This is a genomic window from Dermatobacter hominis (assembly GCF_020715685.1).
GTDB classification, from domain to species: Bacteria; Actinomycetota; Acidimicrobiia; order Acidimicrobiales; family Microtrichaceae; genus Dermatobacter; species Dermatobacter hominis.
The window spans coordinates 1,130,340-1,151,104 of record NZ_CP085840.1 but is presented as its reverse complement, the minus strand read 5'-3'; the positions used below and the strand labels follow the sequence as shown (position 1 = coordinate 1,151,104).

At 72.1% G+C, this 20,765-nt stretch carries 17 protein-coding genes; 9 read left to right on the top strand and 8 right to left on the bottom strand.

Features of this window, described 5'->3' with window-relative positions; translation table 11 throughout:
• Positions 1 to 28: 28 nt before the first annotated feature.
• From LH044_RS05375 to LH044_RS05365, 3 genes are all read right to left on the bottom strand, one after another.
• The gene (locus LH044_RS05375; RefSeq protein ID WP_227758771.1) at positions 29 to 877 is read right to left on the bottom strand and encodes a RecB family exonuclease; all 849 of its coding nucleotides are present in this window, start codon (positions 875 to 877) and stop codon (positions 29 to 31) included.
• 50 nt (positions 878 to 927) lie between these two features.
• The gene (locus tag LH044_RS05370; protein WP_227758770.1) at positions 928 to 1,794 is read right to left on the bottom strand and encodes an alpha/beta fold hydrolase; all 867 of its coding nucleotides are present in this window, start codon (positions 1,792 to 1,794) and stop codon (positions 928 to 930) included.
• A 110-nt stretch (positions 1,795 to 1,904) separates the two neighbouring features.
• Positions 1,905 to 2,282 carry a hypothetical protein gene (locus LH044_RS05365; protein ID WP_227758769.1) on the bottom strand — a complete coding sequence of 126 codons (378 nt, stop codon included), beginning with the start codon at positions 2,280 to 2,282 and terminating at the stop codon, positions 1,905 to 1,907.
• A 170-nt stretch (positions 2,283 to 2,452) separates the two neighbouring features.
• Between LH044_RS05365 and LH044_RS05360 the strand changes: the two genes are divergently transcribed.
• Positions 2,453 to 3,616 carry an alkaline phosphatase PhoX gene (locus LH044_RS05360; protein WP_227758768.1) on the top strand — a complete coding sequence of 388 codons (1,164 nt, stop codon included), beginning with the start codon at positions 2,453 to 2,455 and terminating at the stop codon, positions 3,614 to 3,616.
• A gap of 71 nt (positions 3,617 to 3,687) precedes the next feature.
• Here the strand turns inward: LH044_RS05360 and LH044_RS05355 are convergent, their stop codons facing one another.
• Entirely contained in the window at positions 3,688 to 5,307 is a 1,620-nt protein-coding gene (locus LH044_RS05355; protein ID WP_227758767.1) for an MFS transporter, read from the bottom strand.
• 146 nt (positions 5,308 to 5,453) lie between these two features.
• Here LH044_RS05355 and LH044_RS05350 point away from each other — a divergent pair, with 146 nt between their 5' ends.
• On the top strand, positions 5,454 to 6,113 hold the full coding sequence (locus LH044_RS05350; RefSeq protein WP_227758766.1) for a hypothetical protein: 660 nt from the start codon (positions 5,454 to 5,456) through the stop codon (positions 6,111 to 6,113).
• A 15-nt stretch (positions 6,114 to 6,128) separates the two neighbouring features.
• On the opposite strand, the gene LH044_RS05345 is transcribed toward LH044_RS05350, so the two are convergent.
• On the bottom strand, positions 6,129 to 8,795 hold the full coding sequence (locus LH044_RS05345) for a helix-turn-helix transcriptional regulator (protein WP_374210547.1): 2,667 nt from the start codon (positions 8,793 to 8,795) through the stop codon (positions 6,129 to 6,131).
• Between the two features lie 178 nt (positions 8,796 to 8,973).
• Between LH044_RS05345 and LH044_RS05340 the strand changes: the two genes are divergently transcribed.
• The 3 genes from LH044_RS05340 to LH044_RS05330 are packed head-to-tail and all read left to right on the top strand — an operon-like array spanning position 8,974 to position 12,393.
• Positions 8,974 to 9,801, top strand: a complete 828-nt coding sequence (locus LH044_RS05340) for an alpha/beta fold hydrolase (protein WP_227758764.1) — start codon at positions 8,974 to 8,976, stop codon at positions 9,799 to 9,801.
• A 26-nt stretch (positions 9,802 to 9,827) separates the two neighbouring features.
• Positions 9,828 to 10,634 carry an alpha/beta hydrolase gene (locus LH044_RS05335; protein WP_227758763.1) on the top strand — a complete coding sequence of 269 codons (807 nt, stop codon included), beginning with the start codon at positions 9,828 to 9,830 and terminating at the stop codon, positions 10,632 to 10,634.
• A gap of 7 nt (positions 10,635 to 10,641) precedes the next feature.
• Positions 10,642 to 12,393: an alpha/beta fold hydrolase gene (locus LH044_RS05330; protein WP_227758762.1), complete on the top strand. Its 1,752-nt coding sequence runs from the start codon at positions 10,642 to 10,644 to the stop codon at positions 12,391 to 12,393.
• A 43-nt stretch (positions 12,394 to 12,436) separates the two neighbouring features.
• Here LH044_RS05330 and LH044_RS05325 read toward each other — a convergent pair whose 3' ends face one another.
• Together LH044_RS05325 and LH044_RS05320 are read right to left on the bottom strand one after the other, a co-directional pair.
• Positions 12,437 to 13,642, bottom strand: a complete 1,206-nt coding sequence (locus LH044_RS05325) for an acyl-CoA dehydrogenase family protein (protein WP_227758761.1) — start codon at positions 13,640 to 13,642, stop codon at positions 12,437 to 12,439.
• A 65-nt stretch (positions 13,643 to 13,707) separates the two neighbouring features.
• Positions 13,708 to 14,838 carry an acyl-CoA dehydrogenase family protein gene (locus LH044_RS05320; protein ID WP_227758760.1) on the bottom strand — a complete coding sequence of 377 codons (1,131 nt, stop codon included), beginning with the start codon at positions 14,836 to 14,838 and terminating at the stop codon, positions 13,708 to 13,710.
• Between the two features lie 63 nt (positions 14,839 to 14,901).
• Here LH044_RS05320 and LH044_RS05315 point away from each other — a divergent pair, with 63 nt between their 5' ends.
• Together LH044_RS05315 and LH044_RS05310 are read left to right on the top strand one after the other, a co-directional pair.
• Entirely contained in the window at positions 14,902 to 16,377 is a 1,476-nt protein-coding gene (locus tag LH044_RS05315; RefSeq protein ID WP_227758759.1) for an acyltransferase family protein, read from the top strand.
• Positions 16,374 to 17,762, top strand: a complete 1,389-nt coding sequence (locus LH044_RS05310) for an acyltransferase family protein (protein ID WP_227758758.1) — start codon at positions 16,374 to 16,376, stop codon at positions 17,760 to 17,762. The genes LH044_RS05315 and LH044_RS05310 overlap by 4 nt, the downstream gene beginning before the upstream one ends.
• Positions 17,763 to 17,869: 107 nt before the next feature.
• Here LH044_RS05310 and LH044_RS05305 read toward each other — a convergent pair whose 3' ends face one another.
• A complete protein-coding gene (locus tag LH044_RS05305) occupies positions 17,870 to 18,763 on the bottom strand; it encodes an SDR family oxidoreductase (RefSeq protein WP_227758757.1) in 894 nt (297 codons plus the stop codon).
• Positions 18,764 to 18,946: 183 nt separating this feature from the next.
• On the opposite strand from LH044_RS05305, the gene LH044_RS05300 reads away from it, so the two are divergent.
• Together LH044_RS05300 and LH044_RS05295 are read left to right on the top strand one after the other, a co-directional pair.
• Positions 18,947 to 19,516, top strand: a complete 570-nt coding sequence (locus tag LH044_RS05300; protein ID WP_374210594.1) for an RNA polymerase sigma factor — start codon at positions 18,947 to 18,949, stop codon at positions 19,514 to 19,516.
• The gene (locus LH044_RS05295) at positions 19,513 to 20,649 is read left to right on the top strand and encodes a VOC family protein (protein ID WP_227758755.1); all 1,137 of its coding nucleotides are present in this window, start codon (positions 19,513 to 19,515) and stop codon (positions 20,647 to 20,649) included. Before LH044_RS05300 ends, LH044_RS05295 begins: the two co-directional genes overlap by 4 nt.
• Positions 20,650 to 20,765 lie beyond the last annotated feature (116 nt).

Here is a 20,765-nt window from a genome sequence, read left to right as displayed (position 1 = left end):
CCGGGGCCGGGCCGATCGGCCGCGGCGCTCAGACGGCCTCCGCGCCGGTGAGGTCGAGCGCCCGCTGCGGACCCGGACGGGACGACAGCGACACCGCCTGGGCGGGGTCGCCCCCGAACGCCGGGCAGAACGCCTTGAAGTTGCACCAACCGCACAGGGCGGACGTCTTGGGACGGAAGTCGTCGCGCTCGCAGGCCCGCTCGACCGCCGACCAGATGGCCTCGACCTTCCGGGCGACGCCGCGTGTCGACTGCTCGGACGGGGTCGTGGTGATGACCTGCGGCTGGTCGCCCAGGTAGACGAGCTGCACCTTGGACGGCCGCTTGCCGAGCACCCGCTCGCACAGGAGCGAGTAGAAGTGCACGCCGCCCAGCCGGGACTGCTCCTGGGCCTGCGACGGCGCCCGGCCGGTCTTGTAGTCGGTCACGACCAGCTCGCCGTCGGCGTCGAGCTCGAGGCGGTCGATGATGCCGCGCACGGTGAGCGAGCCGAGCTGCGTGCTGAGCATCAGCTCCAGCCCGATCGGCTGGATGGTGCGCGGGTCCTCGAGCGTGAAGTAGCGCTCGACCATGCGGGCGGCGGTGGCGGCGAAGTCGGCCGACGCCGCGTCGTCGAGCTCGAGGCCGAGGTAGTCCTCGTCGGTCGCCATCTCGTCGAGCGCGGCGGCCAGGCACTCCTGGGCCCGTTCGGGCGTCCGGGCCTCGGGCGGCTCGAGGAACAGCAGCTCCAGCGCCCGGTGCACGGTGGTGCCCCGGGTCGCGGGCATGGACGGCGGTTCGGGGAGCTTGTCGATCGCCGAGAACCGGAAGGCGAGCGCGCAGTCCTTGAACGTCGACACCTTGGACGGTGACAGCGACGTCGGCAGCGGCAGGGCCATGACCGGATGCTACGACCCCGCACCGACAGCGGCGGGGAGCCGGGTGCCGCTCAGCGCACGGCGGCGGTGATCGACGCCGCGATCGCCGCCGGGTCCTCGAGCGGGCCGAAGTGGCCCAGCTCGGGGTGGTCCTCCAGCGTCCCGTCGGCGAGCGCCCCCACCACCTTGGGGGCGAACATCGCAGGGCCGAAGTCCTCCTCCCGCCCCCGGGCCACCGTGACCGGCACGTCGACGCCACCGAGGCGCTCGAAGGTGTGGTGCTGGGGCCCCATCTCGAAGGTGGCGGCCTCGACCTCGGGTCGGCACCGCAGCGTCACCGTGCCGTCGGCCTCCTCCCGGAACCCGTGGTGGACGTAGGCCCGCAGCGCCTCGGGGTCGAGCGCCGAGAACGGCGGCTTGGAGGCGTAGTTGTCGAACGCGGCCTCGGCCGAGTCGAACGACGGCCGCCGGCGCCGTGCGCCCTCCGCGAGCGGGTTCGAGCCGCTCATCGACGCCACCTCGGGCGGCATCACGATCGGCTCGAACGCCCAGAGGGAGCGGAAGGTGCCGGGCCGCTCGAGCTGGGCGATCAGCAGCGAGGCCCCGCCCATGGAGTGCCCGGCGCCCACCGGATCGGTGAGCCCGAGGGCGTCGACGGCGGTCAGCACGTCCTGGCCGGTGCCGGCCCACGACATGCCCGGTCCCGAGCCGAGGTCGGGGGTGCTCGACCGGCCGTGGCCGCGGACGTCGACGGCGGTCACGTGGAAGCCCTCGAGGTGGGCGACCACGGGCGCCCAGACGCCGGCGCAGAACCCGGTGGCGTGCACGAGGAGGAGGTCGGGGCCGTCGCCGCCCAGGTCGTAGGTGGCGATCTCGACGCCGTCGGTCGACGGGACCAGGCGGGGGCGTTCGAGGGCGGCGGGGTCCGGGCTCGACATGGCGGTCAGCATGCCACCCGGCTGCGCGGCCGCCGCAGCCGCCCGTGCCCGTCGCGCCGGGGGCTCCCGCTCGGGGCGGCAGAGGACCCGTCGGATGCGGTCGGACGGGCTCAGCGCAGGGCGGCGGGGCCCCGGTCCAGCTCCATCTGCTGGACGACGCCGGGCACGTGGTGGCGCAGGAGGTGCAGTGCACCGTCGCCGATCTGCGGGCCGCCGTTGCGCAGCAGCGGGCCGAGGCCGTCCATGTCGACCGCGGCGCAGGCCAGGTCGTGGCGGTCGCCGTCGGCGACGAGCACCGCGCTGACGAACGGCACCCACGACAGCACGTCGGCGAGGCGGCTCCGCAGCAGGTGCGCCATCGCGACGGCTCGTTGGGAGCTGGCGACCGGGTCGCCGTCGGATCGCCCGACGACGAAGAGCCCGGTGGGCCCCACGATGACCCAGTGGTCCGCGCAGCGGCGGACCAGGTAGTCGTCGGGGAGCGTCATGACCACACGCTCGGGTGTGGTGCTGGGGCGCGCCTTGAACACCTCCCTCCATCGGCACATGGGTGCCCGCTGTTGAGGGGTACCGCTCGAACACCCGACGAGACGCGCTCGGGCCGGGTCCGCGGCGGCGGGCTGAACACGGTTCGACGGGACGCGGTACCGTGACCGTCATGGGGGTCGAGCGGGTCAGTCGGCGGTCGGTGCTGCGGTGGTCGGGTGCGGCAGGGATGCTCGCGGTCAGCACCGTCGTGCTCGACGCGTGCAGCCCACCCGGGACCGAGGCGGGCGCGGACGCCAACGGTCTGGTCCTGCTGCCGGGGTTCACCAGCCGGGTGATCGCCCGGGCGACCGAGACCGTGGCCGGCACCGGCTTCACCTACCGGGGCTTCCCCGACGGTGCCGCGACGTTCGTCGACCAGGAGGTCCCCGGCGGCTGGTACCTGGTGACCAACCACGAGATCCCGGGCTCGGGCGGCGTGTCCAGCATCCGCTTCGCGCCCGACGGCACGATCACCGACGCCTTCTCCATCTGCCACGACACGACCCTGAACTGCGCCGGCGGCGCCACGCCGTGGGGCACCTGGCTGACGTGCGAGGAGTACGACCTCGGGCGCGTCTACGAGTGCGACCCGACCGGGCAGACCAGTGCCGTCCAGCGCTGGCAGATGGGCGCCTTCGCCCACGAGGCCGCCGCGGTGGCGCCCGACGGGCGCGTGTACCTCACCGAGGACCGCCCCGACGGCGGCTTCTACCGGTTCACCCCCGACACGCCCGGCGACCTGGCGACCGGCCTCCTCGAGATCGCGACCGGCGACGCCGCCCCCGGCCCCATCACCTGGGTCCAGGTCCCCGACGTGTCGTCGTCGAACGTGCTGAGCCGGCGCCAGGTGCCCGGCACGATGACCTTCGACGGCGGCGAGGGCATCGACGTCCTGGGCGACCAGGTGCTGTTCACCACCAAGGGCGACCGTCGCATCTGGCGCTACGACCCGACGACGTCCGAGGTCAGCATCCGCTACCAGGCGTCGCCGCAGGGCGAGGGCACGATGGACGCCGTCGACAACCTGTGGGTCGACGACGCGTCGTCCAACGTGTTCGTCGCCGAGGACGGCGGGAACATGGAGGTCGTCATGCTGCGCCCCGACGACACGGCGGTGGCGGTCGCCCGGGTCGTCGGCCAGGAGACCTCCGAGATCGCGGGGCCCTGCTTCAGCCCCGACGGTCAGCGCCTCTACTTCAGCTCCCAGCGTGCGCCGGTCGGGGTGCTCAACGCCCCGTTCGGGATGACCTACGAGGTCACCGGGCCCTGGGACGAGCTGCTCGGCCGGCCCTGACCGCCGGCGCCACCGGAGGCCCTGACGGCCGGCCCTGCCGGTGACCGTGACGACGGGCGCCGGGTCGTCGGTCAGGCGTCGGACGTCGCGCCCGCCAGCTTGCCGCTCTCGGCGGCGTACTCCGCCAGCAGCTCCGCCTCGCGCTCGCGGCGCGGGAAGCACACGAACACGATCGCGGCACCGAGCAGCACCGCCACGATGCCGGCCGTGTAGGCCCAGTCCTGGCCCTTCACGAACGAGTCCCGAGCCGCGTCGATGATCTGCTGGGAGTACTGCGGGTAGTGCGTCGCGGTGTTGGCGGCGCTCGAGAACGACTTCGTGAGCTCGCCCTGGACCTGCGTGCTGACCTCGTCCGCCTCGGGCGACCCGGCGATGAGCGAGCTGAACGCCGTGGCGTACCCCGCGGTCAGGAGGGCGCCGAGGATCGACTGCATGATGGCGCCGCCCAGGTCGCGCTGGAGGTCCGCGGTGCCCGATGCCATGCCGGCCCGCGTGACCGGCACCGCGCCGGTCAGCGAGTGCGACGCCGGGGTGCCGGCGAAGCCGACCCCTGCGCCGACGAGGGCGTAGGCCAGCCCGACGTGCCAGTAGGGCGACGTCTCGCTCCACACCAGCAGCATGAACAGGAACCCGGCCAGGACGAACACGTAGCCGAACAGCAGCGTGAACCGGGCGCCCTTCGACTCGACGAGCTTCGCGGAGCGGGGAGCGCAGAGAACCATCAGCACGGCTGCGGGCAGGACGGCGAACCCGGAGTCGATGGTGGAGTAGCCGAGCACGTTCTGCAGGAACTGCTGGCCGATGAACATGGCCCCCATCAGCGAGCCGAACACGATGATGCCGGCCACGGCGGCCACCCAGAAGATCGGCCGGGCCGCGACGTGCAGGTCGTAGAGGGGGTTGGCGGCGCGGCGCTGGCGGATGACGAACGCGACCACGACCACGAGGCCGAGCGCGCCGACGATCAGGGCGGTCGTCTGCTTGTCGGGCACGACGACGAAGTTGATGGCCACGATGATCGCCCCGACCATCACCACCGACAGGACGCCACCCAGGTTGTCGACGCGCTCGTTCGTCTCGTTGACGTGCGCCGGGACGACCCGCCAGATCGCGGGGATGGCGACGATGATCAGCGGCAGCGTCACGAGGAACACCGAGCCCCACCACCACCGCTCGAGGAACACGCCCGACAGCAGGGGACCGAGCGCCGACACGGCGCCACCGATCGCCGACCACAGTGCGATGGCGCGGGTCCGTCCGTTGCCGGCCCAGAGCGCCGTGATCAGCGCGAGGGTCGTCGGGTACGCCATGCCGGCGGCGACGCCGCCCAGGACCCGGGCCGCGACCAGCACCTCGACCGACGGGGCCCAGGCCGCCAGGAGACAGGCCGGGAGCGAGATCACGACGCCGGCGAGGAGCATCTGCTTGCGGCCGTAGCGGTCACCCAGCGCGCCCAGCCACAGCACGGTGGCCGCCAGGCCGAGGGAGTAGCCGACGGCGACCATGTTGAGTTGGGTCTGCGAGGCGTCGAAGTGCTTGCCGATGTCGGGCAGCGCGACGTTGGCCACCGCCAGGGGCAGGTTGGCCACCGCGGCGACGAGGATCAGCGTGCCGAGCACCGCCGGGGCGCGGTCGGGGGACCGCTCGGCGATCGCGGGGGCGGGGCCCGATCCGGTGTCTGGCGTCGTCATCGTGCGGCTCCGAGCTGCGTGGGCACCCACGCTTCCGGAACGGAAGTCTGCTCGACGCGCCACCCTGCGCGGGTGAACGGTTCACGACCGGCGGTCGACGGTGCCCTACCGTCGCCGGACGACCGCCGGCGCAGGAGGGCCACGACGTGCACGACGACCTCGACGACCCGGAGGTGGGCGAGCGCAGGGCGCCGGTCGTTGTCGCGGGGCTGCTGGCCGTGGTGCTGCCGTTCCTGATGCCGTCGTCGTTCCGCAACCCCGAGGGCCGGGTCCTCGCGGTCGTGCAGCTCGTCCTGCTCGGCGCCATGCTGCTCGCCGATCCGGGTCGCATCGACCGCCGCTCCCGCGGCGTCCACGTCGTCCGCCTGGCGCTCATCGGCGTGATGGCGCTCGGCGCCGCGGTCGGGGCGCTGCAGCTGGTCGTCATGATCCTGGAGCGGGACCAGGGGACCTCGTCGGCGAACGAGCTGCTGTGGGCGGGCGGCCTCGTCTGGCTGCACCTCGTGCTGGCGTTCGGCTTCCTCTACTGGGAGATGGACGCGGGAGGACCGGGGGAGCGGGCGCACCGTCCGCCCGCGCCCGGTGACCTCCTCTTCCCGCAGCAGGCCGATCGGAGCCTGGGCGAGGACTGGCGCCCGGTGTTCTTCGACTACCTGCACGTCGCCGCGACGGGCGCGATCTCGTTCAGCCCGGCCGACGTGGTGGCGCTGACGCACCGGGCCAAGGCGGCGACGGTCGTCGAGTCGGCGACGTCGCTCGCCATCCTCGGCCTCGTCGTGGCGAGGGCGGTGAACATCCTCGCCTGAGGCGACGGACGTCGATCACGCCTCGAGCGCGGCGCCGAGCTCCGAACGTGACGTGATCCCCAGCTTCGGGAAGACGTGATAGAGGTGCGTCCCGACCGTGCGGTGGGAGAGGTACAGACGTTGCCCGATCTCGCGGTTCGTCAGACCCGAAGCGGCCAGGCGTGCGATCTCCAGCTCCTGGGGTGTCAGGTCGAGCGCAGCGGCCCGTGGCGCCGTCCCGCTCGACTCGCCCGCGGCGCGCAGCTCTGTCCGGGCACGATCGGACCACGGCCCGGCGCCGAGCTGGTCGAACATCTCCCTCGCCCGGCGCAGCGGCACGCGGGCCTCGGCGGTCCGTCGCCTTCGACGGAGTCGCACTCCGTCGGCCAGCAGGAGCCGGGCGTGGAGGAACGGCCAGCGGTGGATGTCGGATTCCGCCGCAGCGGCGAACGCCTCGTCCGCCCGGTCGTCGTCCGCAGTGAGGGCCTGACCGAAGCGCACGGTCCCGGCGAGGTATGGGTTCCGGCCCCGGTCGACCTGGTGCTGGACGCGTTCGATCGTCGCGTGGACCTCGTCGACCGCGCCGATCTGGACGCCTGCCTCCACCCACAACGACGTGGCGGCCTGCGAGACCAGGACCAGTTCGTCGAGGTGCTGCGCGGTGAAGATCGGCCGCAGCAGCTCGAAGCAGTCCTCCGAACGGCCGTCGGTGAGCGCGGCGAGGGCACGGACGAGCGTGACCAGGTTCAGCAGCGGCGCAGTGGGAAGCGGGATGTCGGACTCGACACGAGCGACCAACGACTCGGCCAGCTCGGGGTCACCGCGTCCTGCCGCGACCGCTGCGGCGTAGACCCGGGCGGTCGCCGCGTTCGCCGGGCGCTCGGTCTGCTCCGCGAGCCGGATCGCCTCGGTCGAGACCGCGCTCGCCTCGTCCCAGAACCCGAGCAGCCACGCCGACGGTCCGTAGGCAGCGAGGGCACCGGACAGGTTCGACAGCCGACCCTGCCGGCGCAGTCCGGGCAGGGACCGCTCCAGCAGGCTCAGGCTCAGCTCGTACTCTCCCAGCGCCCCCGCGACAGATCCGAGCAGGCACAGGCTGAGAGGTTCGTCCACCGCGTCGAGGTCCATGGCGGTCAATCGGTCGAGTACGTCTGCGCCTCGATCGAGCGGTGACGTCATCCCCAGCACGCTGAGCAGGCGCGGGTCCGTCGGCGGGACCGGGAGCCGCTCCGCACCGTCGACCACGACCGCCCGCATGGCGCTGTCGAAGCGCACCCACCACCCGGCCACCGACAGCGTGACCAGGGAGTCCAGCGCGCCATCGACGTCCCCTGCCGTCGCCATGCGCTCGATCGTCGTGACGATCGTCCGGACCCGGGCGAGATCGCCACCGAGGAACCCGCCCAGCATCTGACGGCGCCAGGCGGCCCTCGCCCGGTCGACCTCATCGAGGTCGAGCTGCTCTGCCTCGTCGAGCAGGCGGATCACCACGTCGGGCTGGCCGATCTGTCCAGCGAAGTCGGCGGCGCGGACGAGACGGCGGCCTTGCGCCGCTTCGTCGACGCTGAGCGTTGCGGCCCGCTCCAGCGCGGCGACCGCCACGACCGCGGCACCCCGACGTCCCGCACGCATCGCACCGTCCTCGAGCGCCATGGCGATCGACTCGTCGGGGGCGACCGCAGCCACGGCACGGTGGGACAGGATGCGGTCCTCGTCGGTCAGGACCTCCGCGAGCGCCCCATGTGCGGCCGCGCGCTCCTCGGGGCCAGCGACGTGACGCACCGCGGATCGGACGAGCGGATGGCGGAACTCCAGGCGGTCGTCGCCGAGTCTGACGAGTCCGGCGTGGACAGCCGGGGCGAGATCTCCGCTCGACACCGATGCGCCCCCCAGCCGTGATCCTGCAGCGACCGCTTCGGCGATCGACGAACCGTCGTTGAGGGCGGCCGCGAGGAGCACGGCCCTCGTGGCGTCCGGCAGCAGGTCGACCTGGCTGGCGAAGGCGGCTTCGAGCCGCGTCGTGATCGGCACCCAGGACGAGATCAACGTGCCGGGCGGCAGGCGGCTCCACGCGACCGCCAGTTCGGTCAGCGCCAACGGGTTTCCCCGGGCCTCAGACAGGAGGCGGGCACGCAGCGCCGGGTCGAGGCCCGGCGCGCGATCGTCGATCAGCCGTCCCGCCGTCTCGTCGTCGAGGCCCATCAGCTCGATCATCTCCGGCCGGACGTCGGCGAACGCACCGAGCGTCTCGTCGCGGGTCGACGCGAACACGACGATCGGATCGTGCTCGATGCGGCGCGACACGAAGCCGAGCACCTCGAGCGACGGCGGATCCATCCAGTGGAGGTCCTCGGCGAGGGCGAGGATCGGACGACCGTCCGCGCACTCGCGCAGCAGGTTCCCGACCGCCAGGCCCACGATGAACTGGTCGGCCACGTCGGAGTCGAGTCGACCGACCGCGGCGAGGATCGCGTCGCGCTGCGAATCGGGGAGCGAGTCCACCGCACCGAGGAGCGGTTGGAGCAGTTGGTGGAGGCACGCGAACGGCAAGTGGCGTTCCGAGGCCGCACCCGCAGCGCGCAGGACGCGGAATCCGTCGGCGTCTGCCGCTTCGGAGGCCGCCCGCAGCAGCGCCGTCTTGCCGATCCCGGCCTCGCCCACCACCGCCACGACCGCACCCCGGTCGTGAACCGCGCTCAGCACCTGTGACAGTCGATCGACTTCCTCCGCCCGACCGAGGAGGGTGCCGGCGTCGCTCATCGGCGAATTCTCGCATGGCCGACGACGTCTCAGTCACGCGACGGATGCGTCCCCCACCGGGTCATTCCTAGGTTCGGCCCATGGAACGCACACGCGACAGGTCGCACGAGAGGAGCTCGACGTGAGCTTCATCACGGCACGCGACGGAGCACAGATCTTCTACAAGGACTGGGGCACCGGACGCCCGGTGGTGCTCAGCCACGGATGGCCGCTGAGCGCCGACAGCTGGGAGGCGCAGCAGCTGTTCCTGGCGTCGAACGGGTGCCGAGCGATCGCCCACGATCGGCGTGGCCACGGCCGGTCGACCCAGACCTGGGACGGCAACGACATGGACACGTACGCCTCGGACCTCGACGCGCTGCTGGAGGCGCTCGACCTGTGGGACGTGACGCTGGTCGGGTTCTCGACGGGTGGGGGTGAGGTCGTCCGCTACATCGGGAACTACGGCACCGCTCGGGTCGCCAAGCTCGTGCTGGTCTCGGCGGTGCCACCGTTCATGGTCCGCAGCGACGACAACCCGGACGGCGTGCCGATCGACGTCTTCGACGGGATCCGCGCGTCGTCGCTGGCCGACCGGTCGCAGACGTACCGCGACCTCGCGGACGGCCCGTTCTTCGGGAACAACCGGCCGGGGGCGGACGTCTCCGAGGGGATCCGGCGGGCGTTCTGGCTCCAAGGGATGCAGTCAGGCGCACGCAACGCCTACGAGTGCATCGCCGCATTCTCCGCGACCGACTTCCGCGGGGACCTCGCCAAGGTCGACGTCCCGGCACTGGTGGTTCACGGCGACGACGACCAGGTCGTGCCCTTCGAGGTCGGCGGCCAACGGTCCGCCGCTGCGATCGCGGACTCGACGTTGCTCGTCTACCCCGGCGCACCGCACGGCGTGACCGACACCCACAGGGACCGGCTGAACGCGGACCTCCTCGCGTTCCTACAGCTGCCCTGAACCCGCCACGACAGAGGAGACATCCCATGACCACGCCGAACACCATCGTCCTCATCCACGGCTTCTGGGTCACGCCCCGGAGCTGGGAGCAGTGGATCGATCACTACACCTCCAAGGGCTTCAAGGTCCTGGCCCCCGCCTATCCCGGCTTCGAGGTGGAGGTGGAGGCGCTCAACGCGGACCCGACCCCGGTGGTCGACCTCCGCGTGCCCGACATCATCGAGCACCTCGAGGCGGTGGTCGGGGCGCTCGACGAGCCGCCGATCCTGATGGGGCACTCCGCCGGCGGGGCGTTCACGCAGATCCTGCTCGACCACGGGTACGGGGCCAGCGGCGTCGTCCTGAACTCGGCGCCGACCGAGGGCGTGAAGGTGGCGCCGGCGTCGCAGATCAAAGCGACGTTCCCGGTGCTGAAGAACCCGGCGAACCACCACAAGGCCGTCGGCTACAGCCTCGAGCAGTGGACCTACGCCTTCGCCAACACGTTCAGCCCGGAGAAGGCGCAGGCGACCTACGAGCGCTACCACGTGCCCGCCTCCGGTCGGATCCTCTGGGACAGCGTGCTGGCCAACGTGGAGCCGGGTCACCAGGGGACCTGGGTCGACTACCACAACGACGACCGGGCGCCGCTGCTGTTCGTCTCCGGCACCGCCGACCACCTCATGCCGCCGCGCATCCAGCAGTCGAACGCGAAGCACTACAAGTCCGACACCGTGACGGAGATCGTCGAGTTCGAGGGTCCGCACCTGCTGCCCATGGCTGACAACTGGCAGGAGGTGGCGGACCACGCGCTCGACTGGGCGCTCGCGCACGCCGCCGCTCCGGCCAGCTGATCCGGCGGTGCGCATCACCCACATCGGCGGTCCGACCGTGCTCGTCGAGCACGAGGGCTGGACGATCCTCTCCGACCCGACGTTCGACCCGCCCGGACGGACCTACGGCTTCGGCCTCGGGACGAGCTCGCAGAAGCTGACCGGTCCTGCCGTCCCGCTCGCCGAGCTCGGGCCGCTCGACGTGGTGCTGATCAGCCACGACCACCACGCCGACAACCTGGACGACGAGGGCAGGAACGCACTGCCGGGTGCGACGACGGTGGTCACCAACCCCGCTGCTGCCGCCCGGCTGGGCGGCGGGGCGCTCGGGATCCGGCCCGGGGAGCTCACCGAGCTGACCTCCCCGGGTCGGCCGACGCTGCGGATCCGGGCCACCCCGTGCCGGCACGGCCCTCCGCTGAGCCGGCGGCTGGTCGGTCCCGTCGTCGGCTTCGAGATCGCCACCCGACCCGACCGCGCGGATCTGTGGATCACCGGCGACACCGTCTCGTACCGCGGCGTGCGGCGCGCCGCCCAGGAGATGGACGTCGACGTCGCCATCGTCCACCTCGGGGAGGTGCGGTTCCCCGTCACGGGCCCGATCCGCTACAGCCTCACCGCCCACCAGGGCTTCGAGCTCGGCCGGCTCGCCGGTGCCGACACGATCATCCCGGTCCACTACGAGGGCTGGTCCCACTTCCACGAGCCGGTCGCCGAGCTCGAGCGGGCCCGGCTCGCCGCCCCGGCCGATCTCGCCGAACGCATCCTGGTCCTCCCGATCGGCACGCCGACGGCGATCGCGTCTGAGGCGCCCGGCCCGCGACCCCCTCCACATCCAGCACCTCGATCCGTCGGTCCCCCCGGCCCGGCGGGCCGAGCTCGGCGCGCCCGCGCCGGGCGAGCACCCGACCCACCACAGGAGCACCCCATGCACGCACATCACCCATCACGGACCGGACGGTCGTCCGGTCGGATCCTGATCCTCGCCCTCGTCGCCGTCGCCGCGTTGCTCACCGCAGCGTGCCGACCCGCCGGCGTACCCGGCGCCGGCGGAGGAGGCGGGGGAGGAGCGCCCAAGGGGCCCAAGCCGACGATCGTGCTCGTGCACGGCGCGTTCGCCGACGCCTCCGGTTGGGACGGCGTCACCAAGCGGCTGCAGCGCGCCGGCTACGACGTGATCGCCCCCGCGAACCCCCTGCGCGGCCTCGCATCCGACGCCGCCTACATCCGCAGCGTCCTCGACACGATCACCGGTCCGATCGTCCTCGTCGGCCACTCCTACGGCGGCATGGTGCTGACCAACGCCGCCGCCGGCGATGCCGACGTGAAGGCGCTGGTCTACATCGCCTCGTTCGCACCCGACGCCGGCGACTCCGTCGGCAGCCTCAGCGCGCTCAACCCCGGTAGCGGCGTGGTCCAGGAGAACCTGATCATCCGCCCGACCCCGACCGGCGTCGACGGCTACATCAACCCCGCGGTGTTCCGCGACGTGTTCGCCGGTGACCTCCCGAAGCAGACTGCGGCAGCGATGGCCGCCAGCCAGCGTCCCGCGGACCTCGGGCTGTTGGCGGAGCCGTCCGGTGCGCCGGCGTGGGCCACCATCCCGTCGTGGTACCTGGTCGCGACGCAGGACCGGGTGATCCCGCCCGCGACCCAGCGGTTCATGGCGCAACGGGCCCACTCGACGACGATCGAGGTGCGCTCGTCGCACGTGGCGATGATCTCGCACCCCGACGAGTCCACGCAGCTCATCCTCGCTGCCGTGAACGCAGTCCGCTGACGCGGTGGGGCCCGGGCCGGACCAGGACCGGCTCGGGCCGCCGTCAGCTGAAGGCGGGGATGCCGGTGATGGCCTGGCCGAGGATCAAGGTGTGGATCTCGTTGGTGCCCTCGTAGGTGAACACCGACTCGAGGTTGTTCATGTGCCGGATCACCGGGTACTCGGTCGTGATGCCGTTGGCGCCGAGGACCGAGCGGGCGGTGCGGGCCACGTCGAGCGCCATCCGGACGTTGTCCATCTTGGCGAAGCTCACCTGCGGGGTGGCGAGCGTGCCGGCGTCCTTCATCCGCCCCAGGTGCAGCGCCACGAGCGTGCCCCGCTGCACCGCCACCATCATGTCGACCAGCTTCTTCTGGGTGAGCTGGAACCCGGCGATCGGCTGGTCGAACTGGGTGCGCTCCAGCGAGTAGGCGAGCGCCGCCTCGTAGCAGGCCCGGGCGGCACCGCAGGCGCCGAACGAGATGCCGAAGCGGGCCTCGTTCAGGCACGACAGCGGCCCACGCATGCCGCTGACGCCGGGCAGCACGGCGTCGGCCGGGAGGCGCACGGCGTCGAGCACCAGCTCCGACGTGACCGACGCCCGCAGCGACACCTTGCGGTGGATGAGAGGGGCCGAGAAGCCCGGCGTGTCGGTCGGCACGACGAAGCCCCGCACGGCGCCGCCGTCGGGCCCGTCGGGGTCGGTGCGGGCCCAGACCACGGCGACGTCCGCGACCGAGCCGTTGGTGATCCACATCTTCGTCCCGTCGAGGACCCAGTCGCCCGAGGCGTCCTGGCGGGCGACGGTGCGCATCGAGCTCGGGTCGGATCCGGAGTCGGGCTCGGTCAGCCCGAAGCACCCGATCAGCTCGCCGGCCGCCATCCCGGGCAGCCACCGCTGCTTCTGCTCCTCGGAGCCGAACGCGTGGATCGGGAACATGGCCAGCGAGCCCTGGACCGACACGAAGCTGCGGACGCCCGAGTCGCCGGCCTCCAGCTCCAGGCAGGCCAGGCCGTAGGCGGTGGCCGACGTGCCGGCGCAGCCGTAGCCGTCGAGGTGCATGCCGAGGAGACCCAGGGCACCGAACTCCTTCGCCATCTCCTTGGGGAACGTGCCGGCGTCGAACCACTCGCCGACCTCGGGCAGCACGCGGTCGCCGACGAACTGGCGGACCGTGTCGCGGAGCATCCGCTCCTCGTCGCTCAGCAGCGAGTCGATGGCGAGGACGTCGTGCGGGTCGACGGACTGGGCGAGCGGCGGGTGCGACATGCCGTCAGGCTAGGCCCGGCCGATTCTGCGGTCGGGATCGCGACAAGGGATGTCCGTGTGCACCCCTATATCCCGGGCTTGGGCTCCTTGGGGAGGCCGAGGATGCGCTCGCCGATGATGTTGCGCTGGATCTGGCTGGTGCCGCCGGCGATCCGGGCGCCCGGGGCGCTCTCCAGGCCGTAGGCGGCGTCGCCCTCGAGCATCGCCTCGGGCCCGGCCATGTCGGTCCGCAGCACGGCGGTGTCGAACATCAGCTCGGTCGTGCCGAGCTTGGCGACCGAGCCCAGCACCGACGCGACCGGCCCCTGCCGCCGGCCCATGGCCCACAGCGCCGTGCCCCGGCTCCACAGCTCGGCCAGCTCCTGCTGCTCGAGCGGGCCGAGGGCGCCGCCGTCGGGGGTGCGGCCCATGGCGAGCATGGCGTCGAGCCGGCGCTTGAGCGAGATGCCCGAGGCGCCGATGTAGCCCCGCTCGTTGGTCAGCGCCGACATGCCCACCTCCCACCCCCCGTCGAGCGGCCCCAGGAGCGAGTCGGCCGGCAGGCGCACCCCGGTCAGGAACACCTCGTCGAACTCGGCGTCGCCGTTCATCTGCCGCAGCGGGCGCAGCTCCACCCCGGGCGTGGCCATGTCGATCAGGAAGAACGAGATGCCCTTGTGGGGTGGGGCGTCGGGGTCGGTCCGCGCCATGAGGATGCCCCGGTCGGCGACCCGGCCGTTCGAGCACCAGACCTTCTGGCCGTCGACCACGAACTCGTCCCCGTCCTGCACTGCACGCGTGGTCAGGCCCGCCAGGTCCGAGCCGGCGTCGGGCTCGGAGAACAGCTGGCACCAGATCCGCTCGCCCGTGATGATCGACGGCAGGTGCTCGGCTTGCTGCTCGGGCGTGCCGAACGCCAGCAGGGCGCCGCCGGTCAGCACGCAGCCGACCATGTTGAGGAACGGCGGCACCTGGGCGAGCGCGCACTCGGTGATCCAGGCGGCGTTGTGCTCGGGGGTGAGCCCCCGACCCCCGACCTCGGTCGGCCAGTGGATGCCGGCGAACCCGGCGTCGTGGATCGTCCGCTGCCACGCCCGACCGGCGTCGGCCAGGTCGGGCGGGAGGATCGCGCCGTAGTCCCTCGGCGCCTCCGACCGGTGCTCGGCCAGCCACGATGCGGCCTCCGACCGGAACTCCTCGACGCTCAGCTCGTCCACCCGTCCCCCTGGTCCTTCTGCCCGGTTGTCCGGCACCCTGACCGACCCGTACCCTCTGCTGCCATGGCGACAGCGGGGGCGACGTCGTCACCGTACGTGTCCGAGGCTCCTCGGCTGGGCTTCGTCGGTGGCTTCGATGGAGTGCGGGGCATCGGGATCCTGATGGTCCTGTTCAACCACGCCTACTCGCAGCTCTCGCCCAGCTTCGCCGGCATCATCGACGTCTTCTTCGTCATGAGCGCCTTCCTGATCGTGACCCTGCTCATGCAGGAGCACCGGGACGCCCAGACGATCAACATGCGGCGCTTCTACGCCCGGCGGGCGGTGCGCCTGCTGCCCTCGGCGTACCTGTGCATCATCGCCTGGTTCGTCGTCTGCCTGCTGTTCGACCGGGAGCGCCTCGCCGTCCTCTGGCAGGAGGCGGTGGCGGCCGTCACGTACGTGTACCAGCTCGTCTTCCCGGTCGGACTGCTGTCGGTCGACCCGTCGATGGCGGGCAAGACGTCGATCGACCAGTTCTGGTCGCTGGCGGTGGAGGAGCAGTTCTACCTGCTGATCGCCGTCACCGTGCTGGTGTGCATCCGTAAGCGCTGGATGACGCAGCTCGCCGTGATCCTGTGCGCGATCGCGGCCTGGATCGGCTGGCAGCGCTGGACGGGCCACGCCGGCCCGGTGGCGATCCCGTCGAACCCCGACGAGGTCTCGCTCCAGCGGGGTCTCAGCCTGCTGTGGCTGTCCCGTCCCGACTCGCTGATGTGGGGCGTCGGCCTGGCGGTCCTGAACTCGCGGCTGCCCGACCCGTTGCCGCAGCGCTGGCGCAAGGCGCTGCCGTGGGTCGGCCTCGTGGGGCTCGTGGTCTCGTTCGGCTGCATGCTCGTGGCGTCGGGCTTCCTGAAGGACCTGGCCACCAAGGCCGGCCTGCCGTACCCGTTCGTGCCGATGGCGCCGCTCGACCCGGTCGAGGGCCAGAGCGGCACGTACTGGATCAACTTCGGCCACACCGTGACGGCGCTGGCGTTCGCCCCGGCGATGCTGGCGATGGCCCGCATCAAGGACTGGTGGCCGAACCGCGCCCTGTCGTGGAAGCCGCTGCGCTTCCTCGGTCGCATGTCGTACACGGTCTACGTGTGGCACACCCTCGTGTACTTCATCGTCCTCGAGCTCCTGGGCGGCAACTCGGTGCTCGGCGAGAAGACCCGCGTGCCGATCCTGGCGGCGATCACGATCGTCGCCTGCCTCCCGGTCTTCTACGGGGTGGAGCAGCGGATGCTCCGGGTGAAGCTGCGCTTCGCGTCCGAGAAGGAGGTGCTCGACCTCAACACCGGGAAGATGATGTCGGTGGAGGAGGCCCGGGCCCGCTCGCGGGGGATGGTGTCGGCCGAGGCCGTCGAGGGCCCCTCGTCGCGCGAGGCCGCCCCGACCGCCGGACCGCCACCGGGTGGACCGCCGCCCTTCGAGCCCCCGTCCGGCGCCGAACCGCCCGGGGCTGCGCCGCCCGGGGCCGCACCGCCGTCCGGCGTGGGTGAGGACCGGTCGTGACGACGGCCACGCCCAAGGCGCCGTTCGTCAGCAGCGCGCCGAAGCTCGGCCTCGTGGGCGGCTTCGACGGCATCCGCGGCATCGGCGTGTGCATGGTCCTCGTCGGCCACGCCATGTTCACCTACGTCGAGTCGTGGGTGACGATCGTCGACACGTTCTTCGTCCTCAGCGGGTTCCTCATCACCACGCTGCTGCTGCAGGAGCACCGCTCGACCGGCGACATCGGCCTGCGGAAGTTCTACGCCCGCCGGGCGATGCGCCTGCTGCCCTCGGTCTGGCTGTTCTGCGCGGTCTGGATCGTCATCGGCATCCTCGGCACGATCCTCGGGATCGAGTCGATCTCGCTGCGGGGGATCCTCGAGGACGCGGGCGCCGCCGTCGCATACGTCTACGCGCTCGTCTTCCCGAACGGCCTGTACATGATCTCGCCGAACGTCCAGGACGACCGCTACATGTGGCACCTCTGGACGCTGTCGGTGGAGGAGTTCTTCTACTTCATCGTCCCGGCCACCGTGCTCATCTGCATCCGGCGCAACTGGATCAAGCAGCTGGCGTGGATCCTCGGGATCGGCTTCGCCGCGATCGGCATCGCCCGCTTCTTCGCCTTCACCGGCTTCTGGCAGGACGACGAGGGCATGATCGCCGGCGTGCGGCTCGCCTTCCTCCAGCGGCCCGACGCGCTGATGCTCGGCTGCCTGATCGCCGTGCTGAACGCCCAGGTGACGCCCGAGCGGATCGCCAGGCTCCGCAAGCCGATCATCTGGGTGGCGACGATCTCGCTCGTCGTCTGGCTGGTCATGCTCAACCTGTCGAGCGGCCTCGTGGAGAAGCTCGGCGGGCCCTGGGTCCCGTACCTGCCCGACGGGCCGGCCGAGTTCAACCGGCCCGACATGCTCGACACGATGTACTGGTTCCGGTTCGGCCACACGATCGGGGCGCTCGCCTTCGGTTTCATCCTGCTCGGCCTCGTCCACTGCAAGGACTGGTGGCTCAGCCGCTTCTGGTCGCTGTCGCCCTTCCAGTGGCTGGGCCGCATGTCGTACACGCTCTACGTGTGGCACGCCCTGCCGTACCTGCTGCTGATCGGCGCGCTGGGCGGCGAGGAGGCACCGCTCGGCCAGCAGATCATCCGGCTGCCGATCCTCGTCGGGGCCGCCTTCCTCGTGTCGCTGCCCGTGTACTACCTGGTCGAGATGCGCGTGCTGCGCATGAAGCTGCGGTTCTCCGCCGAGAAGGAGGCGCTCGACCTCACGACCGGGAAGATGGTCCAGGTCGACCAGGGCGTCGCCGCCCCGTCGTCGGCGGGCGCGCCCCAGGGACCACCGCAGCCCGCGCCGCCGCCGGCGCCGCCCGTGGCCCCGCCGGCCCCGCAGCACCACGACTGAGCACCCGGTCGTCGCGCCCGCGACGGCGGTGACGGGACGGGTGGACGGCCGGGAACGCAGAGGGGCCGGTCCGTGCGGACCGGCCCCTCGTGCGTCCTCGGCGTCGCTCAGCTGAGCGTCTCGAGCAGCTTCTTCAGCTCGCCCGACGGATCCTCGGGGACGATGTAGCCCGTCTCGTCGCGGATCTGGTCGAAGTGGTCCCGGACGTCCTCGGCGGAGTGCCCCTCGGCGTACCAGCCCGGCGTGAGGCCGATGAAGTAGCGGGCGACGACGCCGCCGGCGACCGAGTAGACCTCGCCGTTGACCGGGCACTCCTCGGAGGCGAGGTAGATGACGGTCGGGGTGACCTCGGAGGGCTCGAGCTTGTCGCCGAGCGGGCCGAGCAGATCCTCGGTCATGCGGGTCTTCGCCACCGGGGCGATCGCGTTGACCTTGATGCCCTTGGACTTGCCCTCGTTGGCGAGGACCCGGGTGAAGCCCACGAGGCCGAGCTTGGCGGCGCCGTAGTTCGCCTGGCCGAAGTTGCCGAGCAGGCCCGAGTTCGAGCTGGTGTTGACCACGCGGCCGTAGCCCTTCTCGCGCATGATCAGCCACGCCGGCTGCGTCACGTAGAAGGCGCCGAGCAGGTGGACGCTGATCACGGGCTCGAGCAGCTCGGGCGTCATGTTGTGGAACGTCTTGTCCCGCAGGATGCCGGCGTTGTTGATCACGATGTCGACCGTGCCGAAGGCCTCGACGGCGGAGTCGACGATGGCCTTGCCACCCTCGGGCGTGGCCACCGAGTCGTGGTTGGCGACGGCCTCGCCGCCCGCAGCGGTGATCTCGTCGACGACGAGCTGGGCGGCCGACGCGTTGTCGCCCTCGCCGCTCACCGACCCGCCGAGGTCGTTCACGACCACGCGCGCTCCACGGCGGGCGAGCTCCAGGGCGTGGGACTTGCCGAGACCACCACCGGCACCGGTGACGATCGCGACCTTGCCGTCGAAGGTCAGATCACTCATTGAGGTCCTCTCAGGGCGCACGCCCGCGGTCGGTCCGGGGCACGTTCAGGCGGGATCACGCTAGGTCCGGAGGACTCCTCCGTCGAAACGCTGCGCCCCGGGTGCCGGGTGCGGGAGGATTCCCCGGTCGGAGGTGTAGGGGTTCGGGCACCGGCGACGATGGGGGGAGTGGTGGACGGAACCATGACGTCGCCGGCCGATGCGGGCCGGGAGCTCCTGGAGCTGTACGACTCGGCGCTGCCGAGCGTGTACGGCTACCTGGTGCGCCGCTGCGGGTCCGTGCCGGTCGCCGAGGACCTCACGTCGGAGACCTTCCTGGCCGCCGTCGACGCCGTGCAGCGCGACGCCGTCCCGGAGCTCAGCACGGCGTGGCTCGTCGGCGTGGCCCGCCACAAGCTCGTCGACCACTGGCGCCGTCAGGAGCGGGAGGAGCGCAAGCTCGCGCTCGTCGACGCCGAGCCGGTGGAGGAGCGCTGGGAGGTCGACCTCGACCGCCTGATCGCTCTCGACGTGCTCGCCGGGCTCGGTCCGCACCACCGGGCCGCCCTGACGCTGCGCTACCTGGACGGCCTGCCCGTCCGGGAGGTGGCGGCGCACCTCGACCGGACCGTCGGCGCCACCGAGGTGCTGCTGGTGCGGGCGAGGCGGGCGTTCCGCGAGGCCTACACCCTCGAGGCCGGCGATGCCCCCGGCGGTGACGGACCCGCCGGAGCCGATCCGTCCGGCCCCACGACGCGGGAGGAGGCACCGTGACCGACGTCGATCCCCTGGACGCCCTCCGCGGCGGCGACGACCCCGTCGTGCCCGGCGCCGAGTTCTCACGGCGGCTCCGTCGCCGGGTGGCCGACGCGCTCGGCCTCCCCGCCGAGGTCCCGCTCACCGACATCCCGACCATCGACCTCCCCGAGAGGGACGACCCGACCGACAGGAGCACCGCCATGTCCACGACCACCAGCCCCACCACCGCCGTCCCGGCCTCCGCCGCCGTCGCCGAGCAGACCCTCGTCCCGTACCTCGCCGTCCACGACGGTCCGGCTGCGCTCGAGTTCTACGAGACCGCGTTCGGCGCAGAGGTCACCCTGCGCTTCGACGGCGACGACGGCCGGATCGGCCACGCCGACCTGATGATCGGACCCGCCCGGTTCTTCCTGTCCGACGAGTACCCCGAGATCGGGGTGCGGTCGCCTCGCACCCTGGGCGGCACATCGGTGACGCTGCACCTGGAGGTCCCCGACGTCGACACCGCCTTCGCCCGTGCCGTCGAGGCCGGCTCGACCGCCCAGATGGACCCCGAGGACCAGCCCTACGGCCACCGACAGGGGACGCTCGTCGACCCGTTCGGCCACCGGTGGATGCTCTCGCAGCGCCTCGAGTCCGTCGGCACCGACGAGCTCGCCGACCGCATGTCCGACCAGGGCTTCAGCATCGCGGGGTCCTGGGTCGACGACCCTGCGACGTCCGCGGCCTCGGGCCGGCCCGCGACCGTGGCCCGCAACGGTCGGATCTGGCCGGCGATCCAGTCGACCGACGCCCTCGGGCTCATCCGCCTGGCCGTCGACGTGCTCGGCTTCACCGAGCAGATCGTCGTGCCCGGCGAGCGGCCCGACGTGGTCGCCCACAGCCAGCTGGCGTGGCCCGAGGGCGGCGTCGTGCAGATCAGCTCGGCCGCGAGGGACGGCAACCCGTTCTCGGAGCAGCCGCCCGGGAGCGGCTCGATCTACGTCGTCACCGACGACCCGATGGCGGTCTACGAGCGCTGCGTGGCGGCCGGCCTCGAGATCATCCGGGAGCCCGAGTCGCCCGACTACGACCCGGGCGGGTCCGGCTTCGGGCTGCGGGACCCCGAGGGCAACCTCTGGTCCTTCGGCACCTACGCCGGCGAGTGATCGCACCCCGGGGCACGGGCGGGCCACGCCCGCCGGTGCCCCGGGAGCAGATCTACCCGCCGCCCGCCGAGCGGGCCGCTGGGGGTGACAGGCCCGGGCCCAGGGGCCATCCTTGG

Excerpts from the sequence above, each read along its gene's own strand:
- LH044_RS05375 (WP_227758771.1), bottom strand. The coding sequence starts at position 877 with ATGGCCCTGCCGCTGCCGACGTCGCTGTCACCGTCCAAGGTGTCGACG.
- LH044_RS05370 (WP_227758770.1), bottom strand. The coding sequence starts at position 1,794 with ATGTCGAGCCCGGACCCCGCCGCCCTCGAACGCCCCCGCCTGGTCCCG.
- LH044_RS05365 (WP_227758769.1), bottom strand. The coding sequence starts at position 2,282 with ATGACGCTCCCCGACGACTACCTGGTCCGCCGCTGCGCGGACCACTGG.
- LH044_RS05360 (WP_227758768.1), top strand. The coding sequence starts at position 2,453 with ATGGGGGTCGAGCGGGTCAGTCGGCGGTCGGTGCTGCGGTGGTCGGGT.
- LH044_RS05355 (WP_227758767.1), bottom strand. The coding sequence starts at position 5,307 with ATGACGACGCCAGACACCGGATCGGGCCCCGCCCCCGCGATCGCCGAG.
- LH044_RS05335 (WP_227758763.1), top strand. The coding sequence starts at position 9,828 with ATGACCACGCCGAACACCATCGTCCTCATCCACGGCTTCTGGGTCACG.
- LH044_RS05325 (WP_227758761.1), bottom strand. The coding sequence starts at position 13,642 with ATGTCGCACCCGCCGCTCGCCCAGTCCGTCGACCCGCACGACGTCCTC.
- LH044_RS05315 (WP_227758759.1), top strand. The coding sequence starts at position 14,902 with ATGGCGACAGCGGGGGCGACGTCGTCACCGTACGTGTCCGAGGCTCCT.
- LH044_RS05305 (WP_227758757.1), bottom strand. The coding sequence starts at position 18,763 with ATGAGTGATCTGACCTTCGACGGCAAGGTCGCGATCGTCACCGGTGCC.
- LH044_RS05300 (WP_374210594.1), top strand. The coding sequence starts at position 18,947 with ATGACGTCGCCGGCCGATGCGGGCCGGGAGCTCCTGGAGCTGTACGAC.